The organism is Micromonospora haikouensis, from assembly GCF_900091595.1.
Lineage (GTDB): Bacteria > Actinomycetota > Actinomycetes > Mycobacteriales > Micromonosporaceae > Micromonospora > Micromonospora haikouensis.
Map to the genome: position 1 here is coordinate 140,580 of NZ_FMCW01000016.1, position 18,428 is coordinate 159,007.

General features: G+C 77.5%; 5 protein-coding genes. All 5 read left to right on the forward strand.

All coding sequences use genetic code 11. The features are described from left to right. The first annotated feature begins 64 nt into the window (after positions 1–64). The 5 genes from GA0070558_RS18135 to GA0070558_RS18155 are packed head-to-tail and all read left to right on the forward strand — an operon-like array spanning position 65 to position 18,378. A complete protein-coding gene (locus tag GA0070558_RS18135) occupies positions 65–3,841 on the forward strand; it encodes an AMP-binding protein (protein ID WP_091281531.1) in 3,777 nt (1,258 codons plus the stop codon). Continuing rightward, on the forward strand, positions 3,838–6,990 hold the full coding sequence (locus tag GA0070558_RS18140) for a thioesterase domain-containing protein (protein ID WP_091281535.1): 3,153 nt from the start codon (positions 3,838–3,840) through the stop codon (positions 6,988–6,990). Before GA0070558_RS18135 ends, GA0070558_RS18140 begins: the two co-directional genes overlap by 4 nt. Beyond that, positions 6,972–9,293, forward strand: coding sequence for a lantibiotic dehydratase (locus GA0070558_RS18145; RefSeq protein ID WP_256092000.1), 2,322 nt, complete (start codon positions 6,972–6,974; stop codon positions 9,291–9,293). Before GA0070558_RS18140 ends, GA0070558_RS18145 begins: the two co-directional genes overlap by 19 nt. Further along, a complete protein-coding gene (locus tag GA0070558_RS18150; RefSeq protein ID WP_091281538.1) occupies positions 9,290–12,865 on the forward strand; it encodes a non-ribosomal peptide synthetase in 3,576 nt (1,191 codons plus the stop codon). Before GA0070558_RS18145 ends, GA0070558_RS18150 begins: the two co-directional genes overlap by 4 nt. Before the next feature lie 11 nt (positions 12,866–12,876). Next, on the forward strand, positions 12,877–18,378 hold the full coding sequence (locus tag GA0070558_RS18155; protein ID WP_256092001.1) for a type I polyketide synthase: 5,502 nt from the start codon (positions 12,877–12,879) through the stop codon (positions 18,376–18,378). Positions 18,379–18,428: the final 50 nt, after the last annotated feature.

An 18,428-nucleotide genomic window follows, 5' to 3' on the forward strand; every position in this document is an offset into this window, starting at 1 on the left:
ATCGTGATCACGATGCTTGGATGCTGCGCGCCCGTCGGCGTGGCGACGACCCGCGCCCACTGACATGGAAATATACAACGTCGTCCATCGTTTCGCTGACCGTTCGGCCATCTTCGCCGACCGGCCGGCCCTGCTCGGCGACGGCCAGCCGGTCAGCTACGCCGCCCTCGCCGCCTCGGCGGGCGGTCACGCCGCGCAGCTCGCCGCCGCCGGGGTCCGCCCCGGCGACCGGGTCGCCCTGCTGACCCCGCACGGCGCGCCCACCGTCGCCGCGATCCTCGGCACGCTCGCCGCCGGGGCCGCGTACGTACCGCTGGACCCGGGCTTCCCCGCCGACCGGCTGCGCCACATGCTCGCCGCCGCGCGGGTGCGCGCCGTGCTGGCCGCCCCCGAGCACCGGGACCTCGCCGACCAGCTCGCCGCAGACCACCGGGAACCAGCCGACCTGCCCGGCACCGCCGTGCCGGCCGGCGTCGTGCTGACCACCGACGAGGTCACTCCCGCGCCGCTGCGCCCCGTGCCGGTCGACCCCGACGCCCTCGCGTACGTGCTGTTCACCTCCGGCTCGACCGGGCTGCCGAAGGCCGTCGGGCAGACCCACCGCAACCTCGCCCACGTCGTCGACAACCAGATCGCCACCCTCGGCGTCGGCCCCGACGACCGGCTCAGCCTGCTCGCCTCGTTCAGCTTCGACGCGGCCATCCCCGACCTGTACCCGGCGCTGCTGACCGGCGCCGCCGTCGTCCCCGTCGACCTGCGCCGGCACGGGCTGGCCCACGCCGTCGAACAGCTCGAGAAGCACCGGGTCACCGTCTACCACTCCACCCCGACCGTCTACCGGTTCATGCTCGACGCCCTCGGCGACCGGCGGCTGGACAGCGTCCGGGCGGTGCTGCTCGGCGGCGAGCAGGCCACCCACGCCGACGTCGCCCGGGGCCGGGACCGGTTCGCCCCGGGCTGCGTGCTGGTCAACGGGTACGGCGCGACGGAGATGACGTTCGCCGCCCGGTACGCGCTGCCGCTGGCCGACGCCGACCCGGCCGCCGTCGGCCCGCTGCCGATCGGTACGGCGCTGCCCGGCTACCACGTCGACCTCGTCGGCGACCGCGCCGAGACCAACGGCAGCGCCGAGACCAACGGCAGCGCCGAGACCAACGGCAGCGCCGAGACCAACGGCAGCGCCGAGACCAACGGCAGCGCCGAAGCCAACGACAGCGCCCGAGCCAACGGCAGTGCCGAAGCCAGCGGCAGTGCCCGAGCCAACGACAGCGCCGAGACCAGCGGCACCGGGGAGATCGTCGTGCGGGGGCGGCACGTCGCGCCCGGCTACCTCGACCGCACCGACGACCGGTTCAGTCGCGACGCCGACGGCGTGTGGTCGTACCGGACCGGGGACCTCGGGGCGCGGCTGCCCGGCGGCGACCTCGTCTGCCTCGGCCGGCTCGACCGGCAGGTCAAGGTGCGGGGCTTCCGCGTCGAGCTGACCGAGATCGAGGCCGTGCTCGCCGCCGAGCCGGGTGTCGGCGCGGTCCGCGCGATCGCCCGCGGCGGCGAGCTGCTCGCGTACGCCCGACCGGCCGGCGGGGGCCTCGACCCGGCGGCCCTGCGCGCCGCCCTCGCCCGGCGGCTGCCGGACTACGCCCTGCCCCGGGCCGTCGTCGTGGTCGACGAGTTCCCGCTCACCGTCACCGGCAAGGTCGACGAGCGGGCGCTGCCCGACCCGGACGCCGAAGCCACCACCGGCAGCGAGGCGGCCGGCCAGGAGCCGGCCACCGCCACCGAGCGGGCCGTGCACGACATCTGGTGCGCGGTGCTGGGCCGCGAGACGGTCGCCCGCACCGCCGGCTTCTTCGACGTCGGCGGCCAGTCGCTGCTGCTCGGCGTCGTCCAGCAGCGGCTCGCCGCCCGGTTCGGGGTGCGGCTGCCCCTGCTGCGGCTGTTCGAGAACCCGACGATCGAGGCGCAGGCCCGCCTGGTCGACGCGCCGGCCGCGCCCGGCCACGCGCCCGTCGGGCCGACGCCGGCCGCGCCCGCCACGGCCGCCCGCGAGTACACCGGCGACGAGATCGTCGTCGTCGGGCTCGCCGGCCGCTTCCCCGGCGCGCCCGACCCCGCCACCTTCTGGTGGAACCTCTGCGCCGGCGTCGACGCCATCCACGACCACACCGACGAGGAGTTGGCCGCGCTGGGCATCGGCCCCCGGCTGCTCGCCGACCCCCGGCACGTGCGGGCCGCCGGCCGGCTCGACGACGTGGCCGACTTCGACGCCGACTTCTTCGCCTTCGGTGCGCAGGAGGCCGCCCGCACCGACCCGCAGCACCGGCTGTTCCTGGAGACGGCGTGGGAGGCCCTGGAGGACGCCGGGCACGACCCGTCCCGGTTCCCCGGCCTGGTCGGCGTCTACGCCGCGACCTCCGCCAACCGCTACTTCCTGTTCCACCTCATGGACAACCCGGCGGTGGTCGGCGACGTCGACCCCGACGACTGGGAGGCCCGCCTGGTCGGCCGGCAGTTCACCGACCACCTGCCCGGCCAGGTCGCCTACCGCCTCGGGCTGACCGGGCCGGCGCTGGCCGTGCAGAGCGCCTGCTCCAGCTCGCTGGTCGCGGTCTGCGTCGCCGCCCAGAGCCTCGCCGACTACCAGTGCGACATCGCCCTGGCCGGCGGGGTCAACGTGACCTGGCCCCGCTACCGGCACGCCCCCGGCGGCATGGCGTCCCCGGACGGGCGGTGCCGCGCCTTCGACGAGTCCGCCAACGGCTCCGGCTTCGGCTCCGGCGTCGGGGTCGTCGCGCTGCGCCGGCTCGCCGACGCGCAGGCCGACGGGGACCGGATCTACGCGGTGCTGCCCGGCTGGGCGGTCACCAACGACGGCGCGGACCGCGCCGGCTTCGCCGTCCCCGGCCCGTCGGGGCAGGCCGCCGCCGTGGCCGGCGCGCTCGCCGCCGCCGAGGTCGCCCCCGGCGAGGTACGCCTCATCGAGGCGCACGGCAGCGGCACCCCGCTCGGCGACGCCCTGGAGGTCGCCGCCCTGCACGAGGTGTACGGGGGCGCCGCGCCCGCAGAGAGCTGCGCGCTCGGCTCGGTGAAGACCAACATCGGCCACCTCGACGCCGCCGCCGGCATCGCCGGCCTGATCAAGGCGGTGCTCGCCGTCCAGCACGGTGTCATCCCGCCGAACCTGCACTTCACCCGCCCGCACCCCGAGATCGACCTGGCCGGCCCGTTCTATGTGCCGACGAAGGCCCGGGACTGGCCGCAGGCGGCCCGCCGGGTGGCCGGGGTCAGCTCGTTCGGGCTCGGCGGCACCAACGCCCACGTCGTCGTCGAGCAGCCGCCCCCGGTCGAGCCGGTCGCCGCCCGGGACGCCGCCGCCCCGGGAGCCGCCGCGGGGGAGGATGCCGACGCCCCCGACGCGGTCGCGCACCTGCTGCCGGTGTCGGCGCGTACCCCCGTGGCGTTGCGGGCGGCGTTGCGCCGGCTGCGGCAGCACCTGTCCGGTGCGTCCCCGGCGCTGGCCGAGGTCGCCGCCACGCTCGCGCTGGGCCGCAGGGAGTTCGGCTGCCGGGCGGCGGTCGTCGCCACCGACCTCGCCGCCGCCCTCGCCGGCCTGGACGAGCTGCTCGACGCCGCCGGCCCGGAGGAGCTGCCCGCCGCCGACGCCCGGGTCGCCGGCCCGGACGGCGCGCTGCGGGAGCTGGCCCTCGACTGGGTCGCCGGCCGCGACGTCGACTGGGCGGCCCTGCACCCCGAGGGCGGCGTGCGGCGCACCGGGCTGCCCACGTACCCCTTCCAACGTCAGCGGCACTGGATCGACCCCCCTCAGAAAGGTGCGCGGTGAACTGGTTCGTCTCCGCCGGAAGCCGACCCCAGGCGCCGGTGCGGTTGTTCTGCCTGCCCTACGCCGGGGCCGGGGCCAGCGCGTTCCGCGAGTGGCAGCGGGCCTTCGGCGCGGACGTCGAGGTGCTGCCGGTGCAGCTGCCCGGGCGGGAGAACCGGATCAGCGAGGACCCGAACTTCACCGTCGCCGACGTCGCCGCCGCGATCGCCGGCCGGGCCGACCGCCCGTACGCGATCTACGGCCACTCGATGGGCGGGCGGGTCGGCTTCGAGGTGGTCCGCGAGCTGCGCCGCACCGGCGGGCCGCTGCCGCTGCGGCTCTACGTCGGCGGGGCCCGCGCCCCGCACGTCGACGACGCGAGCCTGTTCGACGGGCTGTCCACGGTGGACGATGAGGAGCTGCTGCGCCGCCTCGGCGACGGCGGCGGGCTGCCGCCGGAGGTGCTGGCCCACCCCGAGCTGGTGGAGCTGCTGCTGCCGCTGCTGCGCGCCGACTTCAGCCGGGTCGACAGCTACCGGTACGTCCCGGGCGAGCCGCTGCCGGTGCCGGTCGTCGCGTTCTCCGGCCGGGCCGACCGGGCCGTCAGCCACGCGCAGAGCGCCGCCTGGGAGCGGCACACCGCCGCCGGGTTCACCCTGCACGAGATCGACGGCGGGCACTTCTTCCTGCAGGACCGCCTGCCCGAGCTGGTCGCCGCGATCCGCGCCGACCTCACCGACGCCCTGCGGGGCGCCGCCGCCGTCCGGGTCGCCGGCGCACACGGGACCGTGCCGGCCCCGGACGGCCCGGCGGAGCAGACGGCGATCGACCCGACGGGGGACGGGGCCGGCGCGGCCGGCGCGCACCGGGTGCCGCTGGGCGACACCGGCTGGTCGGTGTGGCGCGACGCCATCCTGCGTACCACCGGGTTTCCCGCCGACGGGCTCACCGCGCTCTCCGCGCCGCAGGCCGCCGCCGCGGCCGACGACCTCCTCGCCACCGGCGAGGGCGCGGAACGGTTCGACAAGGAGTTCGCCGAGGCGCTCACCGCCGCCGCCGGCCGGCTCAACGAGCTGGCCGCCGACCCGCTGCTGCGCGAGGCCGTCACCTGGCAGAACCGCAACGCCCTGCTCGCCCTCGACGGGCTGGCCCGCGCCGGCGCGGACGCGCCTCGCAACGTGCGCCGCCGCGACCGCGAGCGGGCCCTGCTGAAGTACTGGCAGCGCTACTGCGGCAAGAACGAGACCGTCGGCTTCTTCGGCCCGAGCTGCTGGGTCACCCTCGACCCCGGGCAGGCCGACACCGCCCGGGTGCGCCCCGGGCCGGCCCTGACCCGGCGGCGCTGGGTGTGGTTCGAGTCGTGGGCGCTGTCCGCGTACGCCGACACCGTCGGCGCGGACCTGGCCGTGCGGCAGTGGTGGCCGCCGCTGCTCCAGCCGCACCTGAGCCTGCGCGACCGGTCGGTGCTGCGCCCCGGCCGCCCGCCGGTCACCCTCACCCCCGTCGAGGCGGCCCTGCTCGCCGCCGCCGACGGCCACCGCAGCGCCCGCGACCTGGTCGCCGACCCGGCGATCGGGCTGCGCCGCCCCGACGACGGGTACGCCCTGCTCGACCGCCTCGTCGAGCGGGAACTGATCACCTGGGACGCCAACCTGCCCGTCGCCCCCGACGCCGAGGCGGCCCTGGCCGCCCGCATCGACGCCATCGGCGACGAGCCGGCCCGGCTCGCGGCCCGCGCCGGCCTCGACCGGCTGCGCGCCGCCCGCGACGAGGTGGCCGACGCCGCAGGCGACCCCGACCGGCTGCGCGCCGCCCTCGACCGGCTCGACGCCACGTTCACCGAGCTGACCGGCCAGCCGGCCCGCCGCCGCGCCGGCCAGATGTACGCCGGGCGCACCCTCTGCTACGAAGACACCGCCCGCGACCTCGACGTGAGCTTCGGCGCGCCGCTGCTGGCCGACCTCGCCGCCCCGCTCGCCGTGCTGCTGCGGGCCGCCCGCTGGCTGGCCGGCGAACTGGAGCAGGAGTACGGGGCGACGTTCCGCGACCTCTACGAGGAGCTGCGCGCCGACGCCGGCGACGCCCCCGTTGGCCTGGCCGACCTGTGGTTCCTCGTGCAGGGCCTGTTCTGGGGCACCGGCGAGCGGCCCGTCGACGCCGTCGCCGCCGAGTTCGCCGCCCGCTGGGCGGGACTGTTCGGCCTCGCCGACCTGCCCGACGGCGCGACCGAGGTGCGGCTGGCGGTGGCCGACCTGGTCGACCGGGTCGCGCAGGTGTTCCCCGACCGCCCCAGCGACTGGACCAGCGGCCGGCTGCACAGCCCCGACCTGCAGCTCTGCGCCGCCGACGCCGACGCCCTCGCCCGGGGCGACTACACCGTCGTGCTCGGCGAGCTGCACGCCGCCTGGCCGTCGTTCGACTGCCAGGTGTTCACCCCGTCGCACCCGGACGTGGCGCGGCTGCGCGCGGCGCTCGCCGCCGACCTCGGCGAGCACCGGATCCGGCTGCTGTTCCCCGCCGACTGGCCCCGGCGCACCAGCCGCACCGCCGAGGCGCTGACCGGCCCCACCGACCGGCAGCTCGCGTTCCTGCCCGCCCCCGGCGTCGACCCCGACCGGGTGCTGCCCACCGTCGACCTCACCGTCACCGACGAGGACGGCCGGCTCGTCGTCACCGCCCGCGACGGGGCGCGCTGGCCGCTGACCGAGGTGTTCGCCGGGCTGCTCAGCGCCCACGCCGTGGACGGGTTCAAGCTGGTCGCCGCCGCTCCGTACACGCCCCGGATCACCCTGGACCGGCTGGTGGTGGCCCGGCAGACGTGGCGTACCACGGTGGCCGAGAGCGGCCTGGCCGACGTCACCACCGAGCGGGACCGGTTCCTCGCCGTGCGCCGCTGGCGGCGCGACCTCGGCCTGCCCGAGCGGGTCTACGTCAAGCTCGGCACCGAGACCAAGCCCTGCTTCGTCGACCTGTCCAGCCCCGCGTACGCCGCCATGTTCGCCGCGATGGTGCGGGCCGCCCGCACCGACGGCGGCGACGCCGTGTCGCTGACGGTCAGCGAGATGCTGCCGACACCCGACGACGCGTGGGTGCCCGACGCCGCCGGCCGCCGCTACTTCAGCGAGCTGCGGCTGCACATCGTCGACGACCAGTGGCGGGCCGCGGAGTGAGCCACCTGCTGCCACTGGGCGACACCGGCTGGTCGGTGTGGCGGGACGTGCTGCTGCGTACCGCCGGGTTCCCCGCCGCCGGCCTCGACCTGCTCGCCGCGCCCGAGGCCGCCGCGGCGGCCGACGCCCTGCTGGCCGGCGAGGCCGCCACCGAGGGGTACGACAAGGAGCTGGCCGCCGCCCTGGCCCGCTCCTCCGACGTGCTCGCCGGGATCTGCGCCGACCCGGCCGTGCGCGAGGCGGTCACCTGGCAGAACCCGGAGATGCTCGTCGCCCTCGACGGGCTGCTGCGCACCGACCCGGCCGTGCGCAACAAGCCCCGCCGCAAGCGGGAGATCGCGGTGCTGCGCTACTGGCAGCGCTACTGCGGCAAGGCCGAGACCATCGGCTTCTTCGGGCCGGTCTGCTGGGGCACCCTCGACCCGGACAGCCCGCACACCCGGCTCGCCCCGGGCGCCGGGCTGGTCGGCCGCCGCGAGGTGCACCTGGAGGCGTGGGCGCTCGCCGCGTACGCCGACCGGGTCGCCGCCGACCCGGCGGTGCGCCGCTGGTGGGCCCCGGTGCTCCCGCCCCACCTGCGGCTCGACGGCCGCCGGTTGTGCCCGCCGCTGGCCCCGGCGGTGGAGCTGACCGCCGTGGAGGCCCGGCTGCTCGCCGGCTGCGACGGCCGCACCCCGGCCCGGGAGATCGTGGCGCGGCTGTGCGAAGACGGCGACGCCGGCCTGCGCCGCGCCGACGACGGCTACCTGCTGCTCGACCGGCTCGTCGAGCGGGGCCTGCTGACCTGGGACGCCGGCCTGCCCAACAACCCGCAGGCGGTGCGGGTGCTCGCGGCGCGGATCGCCGCCGTCGGCGACCCCGAGCTGCGCGCCGACCTGACCGCCGGCCTCGACCGGCTCACCGCCGCCCGCGACGCCGTGGCCGCCGCCGGCGACCCGGACCGGCTCGCCGCCGCCCTCGCCGCCCTCAACGCCGCGTTCACCGCCGCCACCGGGGAGTCGGCGACCCGGCACGGCGGGCAGATGTACACGGGCCGCACCGTCGTCTACGAGGAGACGACGCGGGACCTGGAGGTCGCCGTCGGGTCGGCCGTCCTCGACGCCCTCGCCGCGCCCCTGGCGATCGTGCTGCGGGCCGCCCGCTGGCTCACCGCCGAGATCGGCGCGGCCTGCGAGCGGGTCCTCGGCGAGCTGCACGCCGAGCTGGCCGCCGACGGGCCGGTGCGGCTGGCCGACATGTGGTCCCTCGCGCAGGGGCTCATCCTCGCCCCGGACGGCCCCGTCGCCGTCGCCAGCGCCGGGTTCACCGCCCGCTGGGCGGAGCTGTTCGGGCTCGCCGACGTCGCCGCCGACCAGCCGGAGCTGCGGCTGCGCAGCGCCGACCTGGCCGGGCGGGCCGAGGCGCTGTTCCCCGCCACCGCGCCGGGCTGGCCCACCGCCCGCGTGCACAGCCCCGACGTGCAGGTCGCCGCGGCCGGCGTCGATGCGCTCAACCGGGGCGAGTTCCAGCTCGTCCTGGGCGAGCTGCACCCGGCGACGACGCCGTTCGACAGCGCCGTGTTCGCCCCGTTCCACCCCGACCCGGCCGCGCTGCGCGCCGCCGTGGACGCCGACCTGGGGCCGGCCCGGCTGCGGCTGCTGCCGCCGGCCGGGTTCCCCCGGCAGACCACCCGCACCACGTGGCACCTGCGGGGCCCGGCCGACCGGCAGGTCGGCATCGACACGGCCCGGGGCGCGGACGTCACCGACCTCGTCGCCGCGAGCGCCGTCCGGGTCGAGTCCGTCGCCGGCCGGCTCGTCGCGGTGCTGCCCGACGGGGCCCGCTGGCCGCTGGTCGAGGTGTTCGCCAACCTCCTCGGCGCGCTGCTGCTGGACAGCTTCAAGCTGCTCGCCCCCGCGCCGACGACGCCCCGGATCACCATCGACCGGCTGGTGGTGGCCCGGCGCACCTGGCGCACCACCGTCGCCGACAGCGGCCTGGCCGGGGCCACCGGGGAGTCCGCGCGCTTCCTCGCGGTGCGCCGTTGGCGGGCCCGCCTCGGCCTGCCCGAGCGGGTCTTCGTGAAGGTCGGCACCGAGGTCAAGCCCTGCTACGTCGACCTCACCGGCCCGCTGTACGCCCAGTCGCTGTGCGCCATGGCCGACGCCGCCGCCCGGACCGACCCGGCCGTCACGCTCACCGTCAGCGAGCTGCTGCCGGCCCCCGCCGACGCCTGGGTGACCGACGCCGCCGGGCGCGGCTACGTCAGCGAGCTGCGCCTGCAGATCACCGATCCAGCCACCTACCGGGGGGAACACGGGTGACCGACATCCTGTCCATCAGCGCGGCGCACGGCGAGCCGCTGCCGTGGCCCGACGCGACGCTGGCCGAGCTGGTCGCCGCGCAGGCCGCGCGGACCCCGGGCGCGGTGGCGGTGCGCCAGTGGGACGAGCGGCTCACCTACCGGGAGCTGGTCGGCCGGGCCGCCGGGGTGGCCGCCGCGCTGCGCGAGCGCGGCGTGGGCCGGCACAGCCGGGTCGGGGTGTGCGGGCACCGCCGCCCGGACCTGGTGGTCACGGTCCTCGGCGTGCTGCTCGCCGGCGCGTGCTACGTGCCGCTGGAGCCCGGCGGCCCCCGCCGCCGGCTGCGGGAGATCGCCGCCGACGCCGGGGTGCGCGTCGTCGTCGGCGACGCCGCCGAGGCCGAGTTCGGCGCTGCCGGCGACGCCGAGTGCGGGGACGTGCCCGGCATCGAGGCGCTCGGGCTGCCCGGACCCGCCCCGCTGGCCCCGTGCCCTGCCCGGCCCGGCGACCCCGCGTACGTGCTGTTCACCTCCGGCTCCACCGGCCGGCCCAAGGGCGTGCTCACCACCCACCGCAACGTCGTCGAGTTCGTCACCGGCTGCGCGGCCCTGACCGGCGCGGACGCGTCGGTGCGCAGCCTCGGCATCGCCTCCCTCGGCTTCGACGCCGCCACCATGGACCTGTTCGTGCCGCTGCTGCTCGGCGGCACGGTGCAGCTCATCGGGGCCGACGACCGGTCCGACCCGGCGCGGCTGGCCCGGTTCGTCGCCGCCCACGAGGTCAACTGGGGCTTCATCACCCCGACCGTGCTGTCCATGCTGGACCCGGCAGAGCTGCCCGGCTGGCGCACCGTGCTCTGCGGCGGCGAGGCCGTGCCCGCCGAGCTGGCCGCCCGCTGGGCCCCCGGCCGGCGCTTCGTCAACGGCTACGGCCCCACCGAGACCACCGTGCTGGCCGTCACGGCCGAGCTGACCGCCGCCGAGACCGACCCCGTGCCGATCGGCCGGCCGCTGCCCAACCACCGGGCGTACGTCGTCGACGCCGACCTGCGCCCCGTGCCGCCCGGCGAGACCGGCGAGCTGCTGATCGGCGGCCCCGGCCTGGCCGACGGCTACCTCAACCGGCCCGGCCTGACCGCCGACCGGTTCGTGCCCGACCCGTTCTCCGGCCTGCCCGGCGAGCGGCTGTACCGCACCGGCGACCTGGTCACCCAGGCCCCCGACGGGCGGATCGTCTATCTCGGCCGCGCCGACCGGCAGGTGAAGATCCGGGGGCAGCGCATCGAGCTGGGCGAGGTCGAGGCCGTCCTCGCCGGGCTGCCCGGCGTCGACCGGGTCGTGGCGGAGGCCGTCGACGCTCCCGCCGGGGCCGAGCTGGTCGCGTTCCTCACCCCCGCCGACGCCCCCGACGACGCGGCGGTGCGCGCGTACGCCGAGCCGAGGCTGACCGCCGCGATGCGCCCCGCCCGGGTGCTGCGCCTGGCGGAGCTGCCGGTCAGCCCGACCACGGGGAAGCTGGACCGGCCGGCGCTGCGGGCCCTGGCCGCCGCCGCCCGCCCCGCGCCCGGGGCCGCCGACGCCGACGGGCCGGCCGACGCCGACCCGGTCACCCGGGCGGTGGCCCGGGTGTGGGCGCGGCTGCTCGGCGCGGCCCCCGGCCCCGACACCGACTTCCTCGCGGCCGGCGGCAACTCCATCGCCGCGATGCGGCTGGTCGCGGCGCTGCGCGCCGAGCTGGGCCGCGCCGTGGACACCCGGGACGTGTTCGCCGGCCGCACCCTCGCCGGCCTGGTGCAGCGGATCGCCGCCGCGCCCGCCGCCGCCGACGGGCTGACCACCGGCAACCCGCCGACGCTGTCCCCGCCGCAGCGGCGGCTGTGGTTCGTCGACCAGCTCGCGCCCAGCAGCGCGCCCTACAACATCGCGGTGGCCCACCGGCTGCGCGGCGAGCTGGACGTGCCGGCCCTCGGCGCGGCCCTGCGGGCGGTGGCCGAACGGCACGACGTGCTGCGCTGGCGCATCCCGCAGACCGCCGGGGTGCCGTACGCGGTCTGCGCGGAACCCACCGACGTGGCGGTGCCCGTGGTGGACCTGACCGGCGGCGGCGACCCCGCCGCAGAGCTGGCCCGGATGCTCGCCGACGGGGCGGCCCACGCGTTCGACCTGGCCACCGGCCCGCCCTGGCAGGTGACCGTCTACCGGCTCGGCCCGGCGGAGCACGTGCTCGCCGTCACCTGGCACCACGCCGTGTTCGACGGCTGGTCCGAGGCGGTGTTCTACGCCGACCTCGCCGCCGCGTACGCCCGCGCGGTGGCCGGCGACGACCCGGCGCTGCCCGCCCCGGCGGCCCGGTACGCCGACTACGCCGTGTGGCGGGCCGAGCGGGACCGCCGCCGGGGCGCCGACGACCTCGCCTGGTGGTCCGCGCACCTGGCCGGCGCGCCGACGGTGCTGGAGCTGCCCCGCGACCGCCCCCGCCCCGCCGTGCAGACGTACGCCGGGGTGGAGGCCGCTGTCATGTTCTCCGCCGAGGCCGACCGGGCGGTGCGGACGCTGGCCGAGCGGCGCGCGACGACCGTGGCGGCGGTGCTGCTGGCCGGGTTCGGCGAGCTGCTGAGCCGGCTCACCGGCGGCGACGACCACGTCGTCGGCGCGATCGTCGCCGACCGGCGGCTGGCCGCGTTCGACGACGTCGTCGGGTTCTTCATCGACACCGTCCCGGTGCGGGTCCGCACCGCCGGGGCGAGCTTCGCCGAGCTGGTCGACCGGTGCGCCGCCGAGCTGCACGACGCCACCGCCCACCCCGGCGCGCCGCTGGAGCGGATCGTGGAGGCCCTCGGCGTGGGCCGGGACACCTCCCGCGCCCCGCTGGTGCAGGTGCTGTTCAACGTGCTCAACTTCGCCGAGCCCCGGCTCGGGCTGGCCGGGCTGGCCGCCGAGCCGGTGCCGGTGCCCAAGCCGGGCTCCCCGTTCGACCTCACCGTCTACGTGGTGGAGCGCGCGCCTGCCGGAACGAACGGGGCGGACGGCCCGGGCCGGCTCGGCGTCGAGGTGGTGTTCAACCCCGACCTGTTCGACGCCGACCGCGTCGCGGCGATGCTGGCCGACCTGGCCGCCCTCGTCGGCGCGCTGGCCGCCGCGCCGCGGTCCCCGGCCGGGGAGGTGGCCGCCGAGCTGCCCCGCCCGACGGTGCGCACCGCCGGGCTCGGCGCGATGACCGTCGCCGCGTCCGCCGAGCCCGCCCGGCCGGTGGCGCTGCCGGCGGGGCCCGACGCGCTCACCGACACCGAGGAGCTGGTCGCCGGCATCTGGCGGGAGATCCTCGGCCGCGACCGCGTCGGTGTGACCGACAACTTCTTCGACATCGGCGGGCACTCGCTCGCCCTGGCCGCCGTGCACGCCCGGCTGACCGCCGCCGCCGGCCGGTCGATCGCGATGCTCGACCTGTTCCGCCACCCCACCGTCCGGGCCCTCGCCGCGCACCTCGACGGCGCGGCCGACCGGCCGGAGCTGGCCCGCGCCGCGCTGCGGGCCGCCGCCCGCCGCAGCCGCGCCCGACGTATCCCTCCCCGCCGCCCCGGCGGCACCGCATGAAGGACGACCTGATGGACAACGCGATCGACACCGACCACCCCGCCGACGACGGCATCGAGCCGATCGCGATCGTCGGGTTGGCCGCCCGGCTGCCCGGCGCGGCCGACGTGCACGAGTTCTGGCGCAACCTGGTCGACGGCGTGGAGTCGGTGACCGAGCTGACCCGCGAGGAGCAGATCGCCCGGGGCGTGCCGCCCGAGGAGGTCGACGACCCGGGCTGGGTCAGCCGCGCCCCCCTCGTCGACGGCTACGACGAGTTCGACGCCGGCCTGTTCGGGATGACCGCCCGGGAGGCCGAGGTCACCGACCCGCAGCACCGGCTGTTCCTGGAGACCTGCTACACGGCCCTGCAGGACGCCGGCTACGACCCGGCCCGCTACGACGGGGCCGTCGGCGTGTACGCGGGCACCGGCGCGGCGTCGTACCTCAACCGCAACGTGCTGCGCAACAAGAAGGTCGGCGGCAACCCGCACAGCGCCGTCTCCATCGCCACCAGCAACTCGCCGAACTACGTGGCGACGAACGTGTCGTACCGGCTGGACCTGCGGGGGCCGAGCCTGACCGTGCACACCGCCTGCTCCACCTCGCTGGTCGCGTTCCACCTGGCGTGCGAGGCGCTGCGCAACGGCGAGTGCGACATGGCCCTGGCCGGCGGCGTCAACATCGAGCTGCCGCAGGCCGGCTACCTCGGCATGGACGGCTTCACCTCGCCCGACGGGCGGTGCCGGCCGTTCGACGCCGCCGCGAACGGCACCGTGTGGGGCAGCGGCGTGGGGGTGACGCTGCTCAAGCGGCTCTCCGACGCGATCGCCGACGGCGACCACATCCGGGCCGTGGTGCTCGGCAATGCCATCAACAACGACGGGGCGGGCAAGGTCGGCTTCACCGCGCCCAGCGTGGACGGGCAGACGGAGGCCGTCGCCCAGGCCGTCGGGATGGCCGGGATCGACCCGCGCACCATCAGCTACGTCGAGGCGCACGGCACCGGCACCGCGATGGGCGACCCGATCGAGGTGGCCGCCCTGTCGGCGGTCTACACGAAGGACACCGACGACCGGGGCTGGTGCGGGATCGGCTCGGTGAAGTCCAACATCGGCCACCTCAGCCAGCCCTCCGGCATCGTCAGCGTGATCAAGACGGTGCTGGCGATGGAGCACGGCCTGATCCCGCCGACGATCAACTACGAGACCCCCAACCCGGCGATCGAGTTCGCCGACACCCCGTTCTACGTGGCGAACACCCTCACCAAGTGGGACACCGACGGCGCGCCGCGCCGCGCCGGGGTCAGCTCCTTCGGCATCGGCGGCACCAACGCGCACGTGGTGCTGGAGGAGGCGCCGGCGGCGCACCCGGGCGACCGGCGGGTGCGCCCGGCGCAGCTGCTGCACGTCTCGGCGAAGACCGCCACCGCCCTGGACGCCGCCGTGGACCGGCTCGCCGAGCACCTCGCCGGCAACCCCGACGGCGGGGCCGCGCACCTCGCCGACGTCGCGCACACCCTGCGGGTGGGCCGCCAGCAGTACGCCCACCGTCTCGCCGTGGCCGCCACCGACCTGCCCGACGCGGTCGCCGCGCTGCGCAACCCCCGGCGCGCGACGCGCGGGGTGACCGACGGGCCCGCCCCGAAGGTGGGTTTCCTCTTCTCCGGCCAGGGTTCCCAGTTCGTCGGCATGGGCGCGCAGCTCTACGCCGAGGAGCCCGCCTACGCGGCCGTGGTCGACGAGTGCGCCGAGCTGCTCCGCGCCGAGCTGGGCCTCGACATCCGGGAGCTGATCCTCGACCGGCACCCGGAGGCGGCCGAGCTGCTGGCGCAGACCCGCTACACCCAGCCCGCCCTGTTCGTCGTGGAGTACGCCCTGGCCGTCACCTGGCAGCGCTTCGGCGTGCGGCCGGCGGCGATGGTCGGGCACTCCATCGGCGAGTACGTCGCCGCGACCGTCGCCGGGGTGCTCGACCTGCCCGACGCGCTGAGGGTGGTGGCCGCCCGGGGCCGGCTCATGCAGTCCCTGCCGGCCGGGTCGATGCTGGCCGTGCCGCTGGACGAGTCGGTGGTCGCCGGGCTGCTGCCCGAGGGCGTGTCGATCGCCACGGTCAACGGGCCGGGCACCTGCGTGGTGGCCGGCGAGGCCGACGCGGTGGCCGCGTTCGCCGAGACGCTGAAGACCACCCGCAAGGTCAAGAGCAAGGCGCTGCGCACCTCGCACGCGTTCCACTCGCCGATGATGGAGCCGATCCTCGCCGAGTTCACCGCGCTGATGGCCACCGTGGCGCTGCGCGCGCCGCGCGTCCCGTTCGTGTCGAACGTCTCCGGCACCTGGATCACCGACGCGCAGGCCACCGACCCGGCGTACTGGGCGGCGCACCTGCGCCAGCCGGTGCGCTTCGGCGACGCGGTGGCCGCCCTGCTCGCCGAGGGCACCTGGGCCCTGGTGGAGTGCGGCCCCGGCCGGCAGTTGGCCAACCTGGCCCGGATGCAGGTCGCCAAGGGCTCGGCGCAGCAGCGGGCCCTGGTGCCGCTGGGCAGCCTCCCGGGCCCGGGGGAGCCGACCGGCGACCTGGCGACGCTGCTGGCCACCGCCGGGGCGCTGTGGTGCGCCGGCCTGCCCGTGCGCACCGGCTCCGACCCGGCGGCGCGGCGGGTGCCGCTGCCGACGTACCCGTTCGAGCGCCGCCGCTACTGGGTCGACCCGGACCCGGTGGAGGCGGTCGCCGCCGCGCCGGCCGAGACGGGCCCGCGGCCGCTGCCGGAGTGGTTCGCCGTGCCGGTGTGGCGGCAGGCCGCGCCCGCGCCGGCCACCGCGCCGCCCGGCCGGTGCCTGGTGCTGGCCGACGGCCCGCGCGGCGCGGCGCTCGTCGCCGGCCTGCGCGCCGCGGGCGCCGACACCCTCGTGGTACGCCCCGGCGACGCGTTCGCCGCCGTCGACGGCGGCTTCACGCTGCGTCCTGCCGCGCGGGAGGACTTCGACGCGCTGGTCGCCGCCCTCGGCGACGACCTGCCGGCGCGGCTGGTGCACGCCTTCGCCCTCGACGGCGAGCCCACCGGCACCGACATCGCCGCCACCCTCGCCGCCCAGGACCGGGGCTTCTTCAGCGCCCTGCACCTGGTGCAGGCCCTCGCCGGGGCCGGCCGCACCGGCGACGAGCGCCCGCTGGCCCTGGACCTGGTGACCGCCGGCATCGGCGACGTGACCGGCGCGGACCTGACCCGCCCCGAGCACGCCACCCTCGCCGGCCTGGCCCGCGTGCTGCCGGTCGAGCTGCCCGGGCTGACGGTGCGGCTGCTCGACGCCGACCCCGCCGCGCCCGGCGCGGACGCTCTGGTCGCCGAGCTGCGCCGCCCGGTCGACCCGGCGCACCCGGAGGTGGCGCTGCGCGGGTCCCGCCGCTGGGTCACCGGCTACGAGCAGGTGACGGTCGACGCCGAGGCCGAGCCGGGCGCGCTGCGCGACGGCGGCCGGTACGTCATCACCGGCGGCCTCGGCGGCATCGGCATCACCCTCGCCGAGGACTTCGCCGCCCGCGCGAAGGCGAAGCTGGTGCTGCTGACCCGCTCGGGCCTGCCGCCGCGCGATCGGTGGGACGACCACCTCGCCGTGCACGGCGCGGACGACCGGGCGGGCCGGGCCATCGCCGCGATCCGCCGGATGGAGGCCGCCGGCGCGTCGGTGCTGATCCTCGCCGCCGACGTCACCGACCCGGCCGACCTGCGCCGGGTGCGGGCCGCCGCCGAGGCCGAGTTCGGCGGGATCGACGGGATCGTGCACGCCGCCGGCCTGCCCGGCGGCGGCATGGCCGAGGTGAAGGACCGCGCCGAGGCCGACCGGGTGCTCGCCCCGAAGCTCGCCGGCACCCTCGCCCTGGCCCAGGTCTTCGGCGACCTGCCGCTGGACTTCGTGGTGCTCTGCTCCTCGATCACCGCCGTGATCGGCGGCTTCGGCCAGGTCGACTACTGCGCGGCCAACAACTTCCTCGACGCGCACGCCCGCGCCGGCGCCGGCTGGGCCGCGCCGGTGGTGTCGCAGAACTGGGGCGGCTGGGCCGAGGTCGGCATGGCGGCGGAGAGCACCGCGCCGGCCGGCTTCCGGGCGGTGACCCGGGACACCGTCACCGCCACGGTCGACCACCCGGTGCTCACCACGCGGGTGACCGGCCCGGAGGGCACGGTGCTGCACGGGCTGGTCTCCGCCGCGACCCACTGGCTGCTCGACGAGCACCGCATCGGCGGGGTGCCGGTGGTGCCGGGCACCGCCCACCTGGAGTCGGTGCGCGCCGCCGTGGCCGCCGCCGTCGCGGCCCCCGGCCCCGACGCGGCGGTGGAGCTGCGCGACGTGGTGTTCCTGGAGCCGTTCTCGGTGCCCGACGGCACGATCGCCCAGTACCGGGTGGCGCTCACCGCCGCCGAGGACGGTGCCACGGAGTTCGTGGTGCAGAGCCTCGCCGCCGGGGTGCTGCGCACCCACGTGCGCGGCGCGGCCGGCTGGACCACCGAGCCCGCCCCGGCGGCGGTCGACGTGGCGGCGGTGGCCGCCCGGTCCCGCCGGGTCGACGACGACGCGTCGTTCGGCCGGGGCCGCACCAGCATGCTCACCTTCGGGCCGCGCTGGCGGTCGCTGACCGCGCACCACCTCGCCGACGGCGAGGAGCTGGCGTTGGTGGAGGCGCCCGCCGAGGCCGCCGCCGACCTCGGCGCGTGGGGCCTGCACCCGGCCCTGCTGGACGTGGCCACCGCGTTCGGCCGGGGCCAGGGCTCCGGCACCTACCTGCCGCTGTCGTACGGGCGGATCGTGGTGCGCGGGCCGCTGCCCGCACGGTTCCACAGCCACCTGCGCCACCGCGCCGGCGGCACCGACGAGGTCGTCTCCGCCGACCTGACCCTCACCGCCCCCGACGGGCGGGAACTGGTCTCGATCAGCGACTTCGTGCTGCGCCGGGTGGACGCGTCGGCGGTCACCGGCGGGCTCGCCGCCGACGGCACGCCCGCCGACGCCGACGGCCCGGCGGCGGGTGCGCCCAGCGAGGACATCCGACCGGTCGACGGCGCGGAGGCGTTCCGCCGCAGCCTCACCGCCGGCCTCGGCGCCCAGGTGGTGATCACCACCCGGTCGGTGGCCGACATCCGGGCCCGCGCCGCCCGGGTCACCACCGGGAGCCTGGAGTCGGAGGCCGACCCGGCGGTGTCGGCCGCCACTGTGGAGGCCGGCGCGTCGGCCGCGCCGCGCACCGAGCTGGAGGCCACCATCGCCCAGGTGTGGCGCGACGGCCTCGGCGTGCCGGTCGTCGGCGTGGACGACGACTTCTTCGCCCTCGGCGGCAACTCCCTCGTCGCGGTGCAGCTCATCGCGTCGATGCGCAAGGCGACCGGGGTGCGGCTGCCGATGCGCAGCCTCTTCGAGACGCCCACCGTCGCCGGGCTCGCCGCCCGCATCGAGGAGCTGCGCGCCGAGGCGTCCGCCGCCGACGAGCCCCCGGCCCCGGCCCCGACCACGAGCATCCCGCGGTTGCCCCGCGCGTGAGCACCAAGGAAGCACCCAGGGTTCGTGGCTTCGAGCAAGCAAGGGAGTAC

Bases quoted from the DNA above. Each gene is read 5' to 3' on its own strand.
- GA0070558_RS18155 (WP_256092001.1), top strand. From the start codon at position 12,877: ATGGACAACGCGATCGACACCGACCACCCCGCCGACGACGGCATCGAG.
- GA0070558_RS18135 (WP_091281531.1), top strand. From the start codon at position 65: ATGGAAATATACAACGTCGTCCATCGTTTCGCTGACCGTTCGGCCATC.